The following is a 12210-nucleotide window of genomic DNA, read 5'->3' as shown; positions in this document are numbered from 1 at the left end:
CCTCAAAGCCCAGGGTTGCGAGGAACGAGCTACCCTGGGAAAAGCCCATAGAATTCACAACCCCATGGTGGGTTGCGGTCCCTTTGGGCGTTTGGCCGATCCAGTCGCAACCCACGATGGGGTTGTCAGAAAACAACAACTAACCCAGGGTAGGCGCTCCTGCGTCGCGCCAACCCTGGGCTTTGAGGCGGAATCCCTTTGGGATTCTAACATTTGGTCGAGGAACTTGTGGGTAATGCTTAATGCCCTCTGCCGCTTTGGTCCCCCCAGCGGAGCTGGGATCCCCCTCCCATCTCGCCCACTTCGAATCACACCCGCGCTTTGCCTTCCCTTCGAGACTAATTTTTTTGAACCCCGGGGATGTCCAATGGGAACGCTTCATTGGGCAACTTGTCCCTCTGGAGGATCGCTTCCGCTTTCCGAATCGCTCCCGGATGCGCCCCGGCGATGTCCTGGGTTTCGCGGGGGTCCTGAGCTAGGTCGTAGACCTCCCACGGTCCCGGGGATTTGGTTTTCAGTCCTTTGCGAACGACTTTTAAATCGCCAAGCCTGACTGCCACCTGTCCTCCGTATTCGGGGAATACCCAGAGCATCGGGTTCCGTCGGGTGGGCGGACGTTTCCCGGTCAGGACTGGCAGCAGGTTGATGCCATCGAGCCCAGCGGGGGGCTTGAGCTTGGCGGCCGCGCAGAGGGTCGGAAAGTGATCGGCAAAGTAACTCGGGAAGCTCTGAACCGAACCCGGCGTGATGCGACCGGGCCAGCGGACGATGAGGGGAACCCGGATGCCTCCCTCGTGAACACTGCCCTTGAATCCCCGCAGTCCGGCGGTGCTGTTGAAGAACTTGGCGTCCACGCCGCCGGTGCCGAAGGTTGTATCTCCTGCGGCTGGGTGAGTGGTTCCATTGTCGCTGGTAAACACCACCAGCGTGTTCTGGGTCAGGCCGCAGTCCTCGAGAGCCTGAAGAACTCGGCCCACGTGATGGTCCAGCGTGCTGATCATGGCGGCGTAGCCCGCGTGGGGGCGGGGATGAGGGAGGTATCCGCATTGGCCCAGGTAGGGGCGATCATCCCAGTCCGCGGGATACGCCTCGACAGCCGCTTGCGGGGGGTGCATCGCGACATGAGGTTCGATGAAAGGCAGGTAGAGAAAGAAGGGTTGGGCGCGGTGATCCTGAATGAACCGCACGGCCTCGTCGGTCATCCGCGTGGGGGCGTAGTGTTCGCCGATCCAATCGGACATCGCCACCGGGCCGGTGGCTGGTTTGGCATGTCCGGGAATGGGACGGTCATTCAGAGGCACGAGCGTCTCGTTCCGCCAGAGATAGGGCGGGTAGGAGCTGTGGGCCACAGCCTGGCAGTTATAGCCGAAGAACAAGTCAAACCCTTGTCTGTGTGGAGCACCGCTGCTTGAGACGGGTCCCAGTCCCCATTTCCCCATCGCCCCGGTTGCATAGCCGGCTTGTTGGAAGACCTCGGCCAGGGTGAGGGCGTCGTCCGAGATCGGGTGCTGCCCCACTCCCGCGAGGTCGCCGGGTGCGGGTTTGGTCTGCAGATTGCCTCGAATCTGGGCGTGTCCGGTGTGCTTGCCGGTGAGCAGTACACATCGGGAGGGGGCGCAGACGGGGGCTCCGGAATAGTGGTGGGTGAAGCGGACCCCTTGACGCGCGAGCCGGTCCAGGTGAGGGGTGCGAATCTTCTGCTGGCCGTAGCTTCCCAGTTCCCCATAGCCCAGGTCATCCGCGAGTATGAACACGATATTGGGTCGGGTGGGGGACGCTGGGGAGGCGGCATCGAGAGGGATCCCCGCGATGCCGAAGGCCAGGAGGGCGCAGCCTAGAGTTAATGTGAGGCGCATGGGTGGAGTCTGGCGGGCGAGGCCTCCCGACTCCATAAGAAACCTGTGATCCAGACTGGATCCTGGAGGGATTTGTGGTAGTGTTTCCTGCTCCAAACCGTCGCGAAAACCGACTACCGGTTGAGTTTAGTTGTGTTGGCGCGTGGGCTTGGTGAATTGAGATTATGAATCCAGAAGAGCGTAACCGGCTGCAGCGGATCGGCCGTCAGTTTCAGATTGAGGGTGAGTTCCATGAAGCCCATCGGATCAAGGTGGGGCACATCAATGAAACCTTCGCGGTGACTTATTTTCATGAGGGGCGCACGGTTCGATACGTGCATCAGACCCTGAACACGGAGGTGTTCAAGGAGCCGGTACCGTTGATGAACAATGTGCTTCGCGTGACCGAGCATATCCGGGAGCGGCTGCTGGAGGAGGGGACCACGGATGTGGATCGGCGCGCACTCCGAGTCATCCGCGCGCGGGATGGTCGGCCCTACTTCCTCGATCACGAGGGGCATTTTTGGCGCACCTTTCTGTTCGTGGAGCGCGTCCGCACTTTTGAGGCGGCGGAGACTCCGACTCAGGCGTTCCAGGCGGCTCAAGCCTTTGGTCATTTCCAGAGTTTGCTCAGCGATTTGTCGTGCGATGACCTCGCGGTCACCATTCCGGACTTTCATCATACCCGGAAGCGATTTCAGAAACTTCAGCAAGCCATTGCGAAGGATGAATGCGATCGGGCCGCGGAGGCCACCAAGGAGATTGCGTTTGCCATGAAGCAAGACGCCATGGTGGATGTCTTGCTGAATGCGCATGCCCGGGGTGAGATCCCCGAACGGATTACCCACAACGACACGAAGTTCAACAACGTGATGCTCGACCAGGAGTCGGGTGAGGCGATGTGCGTGGTGGATTTGGATACCGTCATGCCCGGATTGGTGCTCTATGACTTCGGTGATATGGTTCGCACCACCACCAGCCGGACAGCCGAGGACGAGACCTATCTGGATCGGGTGGAGTTGGAGATGCCGTTCTTCGAGCAGTTGGCCCGTGGTTACGTGGAGTCGACGCGTTCCTTCCTGACCCCGCAGGAGAAATCTTATCTCGTGGTTTCGGGAGCCTTGATCACGTTTACCATCGGAATTCGCTTCCTGACCGATTTTCTGGAAGGGGATCATTACTTCCGAGTGCATCGTCCGGATCACAACCTGGTGCGGTGTCGGAAACAGTTTAAGCTGGTGGAATCGATTCAGCAGAAGTCTGAGGAGATGCAGGCTTTCGTGGACCGGCTCTAACGAGGCGGAGCCTCGTTAGGATTTTAAATCCGGCTGCCGGCCGGGTCGTCATCCGTGCGTGAGGGTGTTTCGCGGGTAACCCATTCCTGTCTCTAGACTGATCCGTTCGTCAGCTCGTTCGCTGGCGGGTGGCACGCCTTTCAGGGTGCTGGTTCATAGGGGGCTGACAAACCGGGGTGCCGCTACGCTCCACGCCCCGGCTAATCTCCTTGAACCCTGCGGGTTCTCGACCGCGGCGTTTGCTGCAAGGTTAAAGAAAGCCAATTTTTGAGGCTGGATAAATCTTAGCATTGGCCGATTCTGTTGCTAGACATACATTGTGTCCGGATGACGTCCCGACAAAATGGAGTGCGTATGAAAAGTGCTGAACAAACCGCATCGGCTGGGGCAGGGGAACCGCGTTCTCTCGGGGCTCTGCCGCCCGCGAAACCCTTGGATCCCGCCGTGCGCCAGAGGATTGCGGATTTGCGATCGGATCGGCATAACGTTCGGAGCGTGTTCGACTTAGGATCGACCTACCTGTTCATCGCTTTGGCCTTTTGGCTGGTGAAGGACGGGGCTCACCCGGCGGTCTATCCGTTGGCGTTCCTGATGATCGGAATGATGCAATACCGTCTGGTGATGTCCTCCCATGAGGCCGTCCACAAGACGTTGCTGACCCCGGTGTGGCTCAACGAAACTTTTGGCAGCGTGAATGCCGCCCTGGTGGGCATCTCCTTCTTCAACTACCGTCGGACTCACTTGGAGCACCACAAGTCCCCCCAATACATCCGGGACGACACGGATGCCTACATCTACAAGCCGCTCTTGGAGATCAAACCGGGGCTTCCCCGCCTTGGTTTGCTGTTGTTCGGTGTGTGGGTGGACATCTGGGTGAAGATGAAGCGCAAGATTGTAGGGGTGCGTCCCAATGAGCGGAAGACTGCGGCCGAGACGGCCACGGACTCTCAGATGTGGCTGATCGCTCTCTGCCAGATCGTGATGCTGGGTTTCTTTACGGTATTCACGGTTTGGTGGCACTATTTCATCTTTTGGTTTTTGCCCATCTTCGTGGTGGCGCTCACCATGGACCGGGTGCGGATCTTTGTGGAGCACGGGTATAATTTTCTCACCACCCCAGGGGAGACCAACGTCAACGAGGCGCTGCAATCCACGGTCGATATCCACACCGATCCCATCCAGGGTTACTTTTTCGCGCCCTTCGGGTTCGTCTACCATCAAGCGCATCACGCTCAACTGACGGTGCCCTATTACAATCTTCGTCGGCTCTCGGATCTGCTCATCGAAAACGACACCCGCTACAATGCTATTGTGAAAGGCTCGTATTTAGGCATTCTTGCCCGACTGATTTGGGCAAAGAAATGAGCCTGGCGAATTCTGGAAATTCTGGTGGGGACGGAGACTGCATTCTCTGTCGGGAAAAGCGATGGACCTTGGTGCTCCGCGCGGAGGACATGGAGTATGCGTGCAAGCCCGGTCCTTTCGATCTAGTGGCCTGCGCCAGTTGCGGCCATGTTTACAAGCACCCGATGCCTGCCCCCGAGGAAGTGGCTTCCCTTTACCCGCCGACTTACTACACGGTCAATAAGAAGTCTCCCCTCTATCTTGACGGGCCGATCTATGAGCAAAAGCTGGTGAAGGACGCCCGCAAGCTGAGACGGCAGACGCAAGGACTGGACATTCGATCGATCGTGGATATCGGAGGGGGAGACATTCAGCGTCTCATCAAAGTGAAGGAGGCTTTCGGTCAAGAGGTCGAGGCGATCGCCTTTGACCTCCAGTTCGAGGAGGAGTGGATTCGGAAGGCAGCCTCCCATGGGGTCAAGGTGGTGGTGGGGAACGTGGAGACGGACATCGAGGCGCTAACGGACAACGGTCATGATCTGATCGTTATGCGCCAGCTCTTGGAGCATCTGAGGCATCCCGAGATCGCGGTCCGCAACGTCTTCCGCAAGCTGCGTCCCAACGGCATTGTCATCATCGATACACCGAATCGCGGCGGTTTGGACTACCATCTCTGGAAGGACCATTACTGGGGTGGGTATCATCTCCCGCGCCATTTTCATCTCTTCACCATGCCTTCCCTGACGCGTCTGATGAAGGATGCGGGATTTCACATTTATGAACAGGGCTATCTTCCTTCGCTGGGCTTTTGGGTGATGAGCCTGCGGAACAAGCTTGGCCTGAACAGTGTTGAGCGGAAGAATTCCTTCTGGGAGTTTCTGTATTTTAAGAACATTCCCCTCTCGGTGGCCTTTATTCTGTTTGACTGGGTCCGCATCAAGCTGGGCTTCCAGAGCTCGAACCAGTTTATCATTGGGCAAAAGAAATGAGCCTCGGTTTGGTCGTTGTCCTCTCCGAACTCCCTCTCTAACATCCGCTGGAGAGTGAGCTTGCTGCCAAAAGTCAGTTTTTTGATTCCGACGTTGAACGCCGCCGGAATCTTGGAGACGTGCCTGCAGTCCATTCGGAAGCAGGACTATCCCGCGGACCGCATGGAGATCATCGTCGCGGATGGTGGCTCTTCGGATGGAACGCGTGCCCTGGCTGCTCGCTATGGGGCTAACATTCTGGACAATCCCCGCCGGGGCTATGATTCGGGGAAGTGTGTGGCTTTGGCGGGTGCGTCGGGCGAGTTTGTGGTTTTTGTCGACGCCGACAACGAGATTACCCATACGGACTTTATCACCCGGGCCGTGGCGGCCATGCAGCGCTATCCTGACGCTCTGGGATTGGAGAGTTACTACCTGCCTTCTCCTCGGATGAGCTCCATTTGCGTGTATCTGTCCCAGGTGCTCCACATCAGCGACCCGGTTGCGTGGATGATGAGCGTCAATCCGCGCTTGGTGGCTGCGGTCGATGGCGTGGAGCGCTGGACTTTTCCGGACGGGCGCCTGGCATTTCCGATGGGGGCCAACGGCTTCATCTTCCGTCGAGCGGATCTGGCCCACCTGACAGCCGACGACCTGTTTGAGGACTGCACGGTGGTGATTGAGTTGGCCAGGCGTGGGCGAACGGAGTGGCTCCGGCTTCCGGGGCGCGGCGTGCATCACTATGTGGTGGGCGGATGGTGGGATTTTGTGCGCAAACGCCGTCGTCAAACCTTTCACTTTCTGGCGCAGCGACATCAGAAGAAGGTGTCGTGGACCCAGTTTCAACCCACCGTTCCTGGCTGGCTGGCCTGTCTCTATTGTGGCACGCTCATCGGCCCCCTTTATCACACCCTGCGCGGGCTCGTGCGCACTGGCAATCCCGCCTGGCTCTGGCATTCGGTGGTCAGCTTCTCCTCGGTCCTGGGAATTTCCTGGGGAGTGCTGACGTACTGGTTCCGCGGACGCGACCAGAGTGCGGAGGCGGCGCTCCAGCCCAAGCAACAGCTGAAGTAGAGCAAGGCATCATGGCGAAACGGATCTATTTCATGGCGAATGCCGTCTGGGGCGACCTGGTGGGCGGGGGGGACATTCACTTTTTTGAGTTGGCCAGGGGGGCGGTTGCGGCGGGCTACGAGGTCTTTTTTTTCGGCGGGCCGGCCTTGCAGAAGCATGTGGCTCAGGCGGGTTTGCCCGTGGAAGTCATTCTTACCGAACGGAGGCGTCGACCCCGGATCAACGAGGGGTCGATCGGTGGCCAGCTGCGGATGTTTTGTGACTACGTCGAGCGCTGTCTGCGCTCGGTGCTCCTGCTCGGACGTATTCGTCGGGAGGATGCGGTGTATTCCGTGACCGACTATTGGTGCGACAGTCTTCCGGCTTTGCTTTCGAGGGCACGCGTCAAAGCGTTTGTCTTCCACATGGAAGCTCCCACCTTCGCGCAGATCTGGGACAAGAGCCGGCCGGATGTGCAAGCCGGGCGGCTTGCCTCGCTCCACTACTGGATGAGTCAGAACCTGACGTTGCAGCTCTTCGCGTGGTGTCGCGCCAAGCACGTCTTTTATTTGCATCCAGACATGAAGCTGCGCCTGCTGGATCTGGGCTTTCATCCGGCGGAACTTTCGCCCATCAGCTATGGAGTCGACTCGGCGATGGCGGCCGGGGTGGCCGAGCAGGTAAAGAAGTATGATGTGTGCTGGATTGGACGGGTGCATCGGCAGAAGGGCATTGACGATCTGCTCTCGACCATGGCGTGGCTGGCAAAACGAATTCCCGGGTTTCGCGCGCTCCTGATGGGCAAGGTCGAGTCGCAACTGCGGCCGCGCATCGCGGAGTTGGGGCTGAGCGAGTTGGTGGAGTTTTCCGGGTTTGTGTCCGAATTGGACAAGCTGAAGTTGTTCAAGCAAAGCCGGCTGTTCTTGATGCCGAGTCGTCACGAAGGCTCGCCTCGGGTGGTGGGGGAGGCCCTGATCTGCGGGGTTCCGGTGTTGGCTTATGATTTGCCAACCTACCGTCCGGTTTTCCGTGAGTTTGCCCATTACGTGTCGGCCTTTGACCTGGAGAGCTTTCAGAGGGAGGCCGAGCGTCAGGTGCTGGCTTCCCGGGCGGGGAGCAGCTATCTGGATGCCTTGGATTTGGCCGACTTTCGGCGCAACAATTCCTGGGAAAACACGCGGCAGGTCTTTTTGGAGGGAATTCAGCGGACGGAGGGGAGGAATCCATGAGCGTCGGGGAGGGTTTTATCGTTCTGACACTGGCTTCAACCGGGGGAGGCCGATGAAGCGGTTCATGGGCGGATTGTTCAAAGGGTGGGGGGAGGGCGACGCCTTTCAGGGAAGGGTGTTGAGGCTGCTGCGGCAGCTGTTTCCTGAGCGCTCGTTCAAGCGCGGGGCGGATGCTGAAACCATTCTTTCGGGCGACGTCCAGTTTGGCCTGCAGAACCTGCGGGCGGCGGTGAAGCTCGGAGACGGCACCGATGAGGAGTTGGTGCATCTGATCAAGCTGCATTTCGAGCCCATGCTGCAGATCAAGGAAGAGAAGGGCAGACTGGTCTGGGATGAGGTGAGCTGCCGGCTGCGACCGCAGTTTTGTCCGGAGGAATTCAAGACCCAGGCTCCGCTAGCGCATGCGCAGGTCTGCCCGGGACTCATCATCGCAGTGGTGGTGGATAGCGACAAATCCTACCGGTATCTGATTGAGGAGGAGATGGCTCGTTGGGGCAAGGGTTGGGACGAAGTCTTCTGCACGGCACTGGAGAATCTCAATCAAGCCTGCCAGGGGAAAACGGAGATGCATTACGTTCCGGGACCGGATCGGATCATCGCGTTGCAGACCCACGACGGGTTTGACGCTGCCCGCATTTTGATTCCTGAGTTTCGCGGCTTTGTGGGGTCGAAGCTGGGCTCCCCGTTCTTGTTTGGTATTCCTAACCGCGACTTTCTGATCTGCTGGTCGCATGATAACAGTCAGAATTTTCTAACCCTCACGACCGAAAAAATTCGCCGCGATCACGCCGAGCAGCCTTATCCGCTATCCCCGGAAGTCTTCCAAGGATCGAAGGATGGCTTTCAGGTCTGGGCTCCGCGCTCAATCTAAACAGGAGGAAACCACGGATCGAACGGATAACACGGATCCGCAAAGATTTGGAGGAACTCGTGCTCAAGAATGTCCCCAAGCCTTCTTAATTCGTGTGATTCCTGAAATCCGTGGTTAATCCATTTCCGAGTTTAGTCAGATCTCGCTGAGCGGTCCGGTACTGGTGCCGAAGCTGGGGGCTTCGATGTCCAGGTGATGGAGCAGTCTCAGATAGAGATTGGAGAGGGGGACTGTTTTTTCTTGGACGTAAGCGATGTGGCCGCGATGTCTAAATCCGCCGCCCGCGAGGAGGATCGGAAGATTGCTGGAGGCGTGAGCGGAGGGGTTACCTAGGTTGCTGGCCCAGACCACGGTGGTGAGATCCAAGAGGGTCGAGGTGCCCTGGGGCACCGCTGCCAATTGATCGAGGAGGAGGCCGAGATTTCGAGTTTCCTCTTCTTCGAAGAGCGCCAGTTCGGAGACTTTTCTGGGTTCCTTGCCGTGATGGGAGGCGTCGTGGTGACCGAGATTGGATCCGGGCGCATCGCCGGGATCTCCCGGAGCCTCCACAATCACGCAGACGCGAGTCGAGTCGGTCTGGAAAGCCAGACAGGTCAAATCGTAGCGCATCCGCTGGAGGGAAGCCCACTTCGGGTTCTGGTAATCCTCCAGCTTGCGGTTCACCTGGGGCTTCGGAGTTTTGACCCAGGCCTGGCTTTGGTGGAGATTCTGTTCGGCTTCGCGAATCGATTGAGCGAGTGATTCGACGCGCTCACGATCGGATGCTCCCAGCGCGCGGGATAACGATCTGAGTTGATCGCGCACCTGATCCAGCACGCTGAGGCCATCCCGAAGGCGCGCGACCTCTCGCTCCACCCGATCGGGCGAGCCTTCGACAAATAGCTCTTTAAACGTCTGCTCGGGACGTGGCTCGATGGGGAGGGGATTGCCCGCCTGGTTGTAGATCATGGGGGCAATATGCACTTGCCCCATGCCCAGGCTGCTCAGGCGTGTCCGTTGGCCGATGGCTTCGGAGATGGTTTGATCGAGCGACTGGGTGTTGCGGATGTCGTCAGGCCTCTGAATTCGCTCGGCGGCGACGCCGGTAAACAGCCCCGCTTCGCAATGGTGGGCATTCGGATACCCGGGGTGTGAGAGTCCGGAGAACACTGTGAATCGTTGGCGGTGGCGATCGATGAGCTTGAGGTATCGCGAGGGCGTAAAGGAAGGGCCGGTATCCTGGGGAAAAAAATAGTCGGCGTGAGTGCCCAGAAGACGGCCGATGAGCAGGATCCGCTTCGGAGAAAGTACTTCGATGTTCCGTTGGCCGCGGGCGCCTGCAGGGAGCATGGCCTCGAGCAGGGGCAGACCTATGCTCACGGCCCCAGCCCGCAGAAAACGGCGTCGGGGGATCAGGCGTGAGTTGAGCAGGAGCATGGGGCTCTCCCTCAGCTGCGAGGGGTCACTTGGACTTGCTCGTGATCTTGCGCACCTTGGCGTGAACCCGCGCTACGCTTGCCATGTAATCATCCTTGGGTGCGTAGTGAACCGCCTTCTCGATATGCTCGCGGGAGAGCTTATCCTGTTTTAAGGCCTCGAAGTAGAGCCCCAGGTAGAGGTGGGCGTAGAAGAGGTTGCGATCCAGTACCAGGGGGCTTGGGTTACCAATGCGAGCCGCATCGAGCACCTGCTCGGGAGTGCCTTGTCCGGCGAGCAGAGCGTAGATCTGCGCCATGGGTACGCGGGTATCCTGGCTGACCGGGAGCAGCGCTTCCCGCGCCTTGTCGGCGCCATCGACCCGCGCGATGCAGAAAAAGTGCCAGGCGGAGTTTTCGACATCCTGGGGGTTTACCGTCTGGTGCATTTCGAATTGCCTGCGGCCTTCGGCGAATTGGTCCGTGTAGTAGAAGGCGATGCCCCGTTGCCAGTGGTAGGGGGTTTGGTTGGGAACAGCCGTCAGGTAATTGTTGAAGTCGCGCACGGCGTCAGCCGCATGGCCTTGACGGAAACGTTCGATGCCGCGCAGTTGAAGCACATCGGTGGCGGTAGGATCCAGTTCCAGCACTCGGTCAAAGTCTTGAATCGCTTTTTCCGAGTCCCCTTGAGAGCTATGGAGCCGGGCGCGAGCGAAATAGGGTCGTGGGTTGCGGGGCTCCAGTTTCATGGCCCGGTTGATGAGGTTCATCGCCTGGCTCACGTCCTTCTTCGCATACGCCGTTTGGGCCTCATCGAGGATGGAGGCGGCGGTAGGAACCGCTTTGGACGGCTTGGACTTCTCCGCCGCCTCGGCGCAGAACGCACCGAGAACCAGCCACAGGGCCAAGACGGAACCTTGGATCCACCCGTTCCCGAGTCGACGGACAAAGAGTTGCTTCATTGCGTGACTCTAATCGGCCTCCCGTCTGATCTCAAATGGAATGTCAGGGACTTCCGGAGGTGTTGGACAGGCTGCTAGAGCGCAAAAAATCGGGTCGTGGAGTTGTTCCCCGTGCATTCCAGGATCGCCACGGAGCGGGGGAGATTGAACCGCTGACGTCCGGCATAGCCCGGATTCAGGAACCAGCGGCCTTCAATCTCTTCGCAGAGCGGCTTGTGGGTGTGTCCGAAGATCACAAAACGCGGATCGACACGCTGCAGTTGATCTTTCAGCTCCCCTTCGATCGAGCGCACGTCCACGATATGACGAATGAGGAAGACGTTCCCATTCCAGCGAAGCACTTCGCTTTCGCGGACGTTCAGCACCCCATCCGTATTTCCGAGAACAGCAGTGACCGGAGCGATCTCCTCCAGCGCATTGATGATGGCGTGACTTCCGATGTCGCCGGCGTGCAGGATGCGTTCAACCCCTTCGAAGAGTTCGGGGATGCGCGGATCGAAATAGCCGTGGGTGTCCGAGATCAGCCCGATTTTCACGCCCGGGTCTCTTCTGCCTCGGGTCTCGGTTCCGCGGTAGGCTCCTCCGCATCGTCCACCTGCGCCTCGGCCAATGCTTTTTCGACCGCGGACTCCATCTGATCGGCCCCTTTCATGGCTCCTACGAACAGTCCCGTGAAGAGGCCTCCGCTGAGGAGGGTATTGCGCAGAAACTCCCAGGTGGGAGGGTGTCCGGCCGTGCCCTGGGTGAGGGCTCTCAGCCATCCGGCCCAATCGAGGGTGTATTCCGGATTGCGAAACGGATTGAAAAACCAGGAGGCCGTGTTCGTGAGCAGGTAGAAGAGCAGCGCGCCCACAATCCCGCCACCGAGCAGACGGGTCCAGCTGTGGGACGGACGGAACAGCCGACCTAGTCCAATAAGACCCAGGTAAACGACATAGTTCATCAGCTGATACCCCTGCGGGGCAATGCCATGCGCATTCCAGTAGTAGACGGCGAGGGCGATATCGGCCAACGCCATGGCAGACAGAGGTAACCACCAGGCCAAGCGGGCGGGGAAGTAGACCCCGGCACAGAACAAAAGCGCGTAAGCGGCGCTGAAGTTATTGGGCATGAGCCCCGGCCACCGCGTGAGTACGAACACCACCATCAGCAGGGCAGGTAGCCAGATGTTGGGCGTCGGTTTCACGGGAGCATGATAGCAAGAAGACATTCGGTGACAAGCTCTAGAGGGCACTTTTCGCGGAGGCAGCCTCTCGACG

General features: G+C 59.0%; 11 protein-coding genes. 6 read left to right on the top strand and 5 right to left on the bottom strand.

From position 1 onward, the window contains the following. Positions 1-338: 338 nt before the first annotated feature. Entirely contained in the window at positions 339-1856 is a 1518-nt protein-coding gene (locus tag JNN07_13295; GenBank protein ID MBL9168713.1) for an arylsulfatase, read from the bottom strand. A 164-nt stretch (positions 1857-2020) separates the two neighbouring features. Between JNN07_13295 and JNN07_13290 the strand changes: the two genes are divergently transcribed. The 6 genes from JNN07_13290 (at position 2021) to JNN07_13265 (ending at position 8595) form a co-directional block, all read left to right on the top strand. Further along, positions 2021-3130, top strand: coding sequence for an aminoglycoside phosphotransferase family protein (locus JNN07_13290; GenBank protein ID MBL9168712.1), 1110 nt, complete (start codon positions 2021-2023; stop codon positions 3128-3130). A gap of 354 nt (positions 3131-3484) precedes the next feature. Beyond that, positions 3485-4495 (top strand): fatty acid desaturase, encoded by a 1011-nt coding sequence (locus tag JNN07_13285; protein ID MBL9168711.1) that lies wholly within the window; start codon positions 3485-3487, stop codon positions 4493-4495. Next, positions 4492-5463 (top strand): class I SAM-dependent methyltransferase, encoded by a 972-nt coding sequence (locus JNN07_13280; GenBank protein MBL9168710.1) that lies wholly within the window; start codon positions 4492-4494, stop codon positions 5461-5463. The genes JNN07_13285 and JNN07_13280 overlap by 4 nt, the downstream gene beginning before the upstream one ends. 54 nt (positions 5464-5517) lie before the next feature. After that, positions 5518-6516 (top strand): glycosyltransferase family 2 protein, encoded by a 999-nt coding sequence (locus JNN07_13275; GenBank protein ID MBL9168709.1) that lies wholly within the window; start codon positions 5518-5520, stop codon positions 6514-6516. An 11-nt stretch (positions 6517-6527) separates the two neighbouring features. Then, complete coding sequence (locus JNN07_13270) at positions 6528-7724, top strand: glycosyltransferase (protein ID MBL9168708.1); 1197 nt, start codon at positions 6528-6530, stop codon at positions 7722-7724. Between the two features lie 52 nt (positions 7725-7776). Beyond that, complete coding sequence (locus JNN07_13265) at positions 7777-8595, top strand: DUF1444 family protein (GenBank protein ID MBL9168707.1); 819 nt, start codon at positions 7777-7779, stop codon at positions 8593-8595. A gap of 135 nt (positions 8596-8730) precedes the next feature. On the opposite strand, the gene JNN07_13260 is transcribed toward JNN07_13265, so the two are convergent. The 4 genes from JNN07_13260 to JNN07_13245 all read right to left on the bottom strand — a co-directional run bounded on the left by JNN07_13260 (position 8731) and on the right by JNN07_13245 (position 12137). Continuing rightward, a complete protein-coding gene (locus tag JNN07_13260) occupies positions 8731-10011 on the bottom strand; it encodes a DUF1552 domain-containing protein (protein MBL9168706.1) in 1281 nt (426 codons plus the stop codon). Positions 10012-10036: 25 nt separating this feature from the next. After that, complete coding sequence (locus JNN07_13255) at positions 10037-10951, bottom strand: tetratricopeptide repeat protein (GenBank protein ID MBL9168705.1); 915 nt, start codon at positions 10949-10951, stop codon at positions 10037-10039. Positions 10952-11025: 74 nt separating this feature from the next. After that, positions 11026-11487, bottom strand: coding sequence for a metallophosphoesterase family protein (locus JNN07_13250; GenBank protein ID MBL9168704.1), 462 nt, complete (start codon positions 11485-11487; stop codon positions 11026-11028). Further along, positions 11484-12137 (bottom strand): hypothetical protein, encoded by a 654-nt coding sequence (locus tag JNN07_13245; GenBank protein ID MBL9168703.1) that lies wholly within the window; start codon positions 12135-12137, stop codon positions 11484-11486. Before JNN07_13245 ends, JNN07_13250 begins: the two co-directional genes overlap by 4 nt. Positions 12138-12210 lie beyond the last annotated feature (73 nt).

The sequence above is a fragment of the Verrucomicrobiales bacterium genome, from assembly GCA_016793885.1.
GTDB lineage: Bacteria > Verrucomicrobiota > Verrucomicrobiia > Limisphaerales > UBA11320 > UBA11320.
Note: the sequence above shows the minus strand (reverse complement) of the source record. Positions and strands in the feature narration are given on the sequence as shown.

What these genes read in the sequence shown, in the direction of transcription:
- JNN07_13280 (MBL9168710.1), top strand. Translation starts at nt 4,492, where the DNA reads ATGAGCCTGGCGAATTCTGGAAATTCTGGTGGGGACGGAGACTGCATT.
- JNN07_13270 (MBL9168708.1), top strand. Translation starts at nt 6,528, where the DNA reads ATGGCGAAACGGATCTATTTCATGGCGAATGCCGTCTGGGGCGACCTG.
- JNN07_13255 (MBL9168705.1), bottom strand. Translation starts at nt 10,951, where the DNA reads ATGAAGCAACTCTTTGTCCGTCGACTCGGGAACGGGTGGATCCAAGGT.
- JNN07_13290 (MBL9168712.1), top strand. Translation starts at nt 2,021, where the DNA reads ATGAATCCAGAAGAGCGTAACCGGCTGCAGCGGATCGGCCGTCAGTTT.
- JNN07_13295 (MBL9168713.1), bottom strand. Translation starts at nt 1,856, where the DNA reads ATGCGCCTCACATTAACTCTAGGCTGCGCCCTCCTGGCCTTCGGCATC.
- JNN07_13265 (MBL9168707.1), top strand. Translation starts at nt 7,777, where the DNA reads ATGAAGCGGTTCATGGGCGGATTGTTCAAAGGGTGGGGGGAGGGCGAC.
- JNN07_13260 (MBL9168706.1), bottom strand. Translation starts at nt 10,011, where the DNA reads ATGCTCCTGCTCAACTCACGCCTGATCCCCCGACGCCGTTTTCTGCGG.
- JNN07_13285 (MBL9168711.1), top strand. Translation starts at nt 3,485, where the DNA reads ATGAAAAGTGCTGAACAAACCGCATCGGCTGGGGCAGGGGAACCGCGT.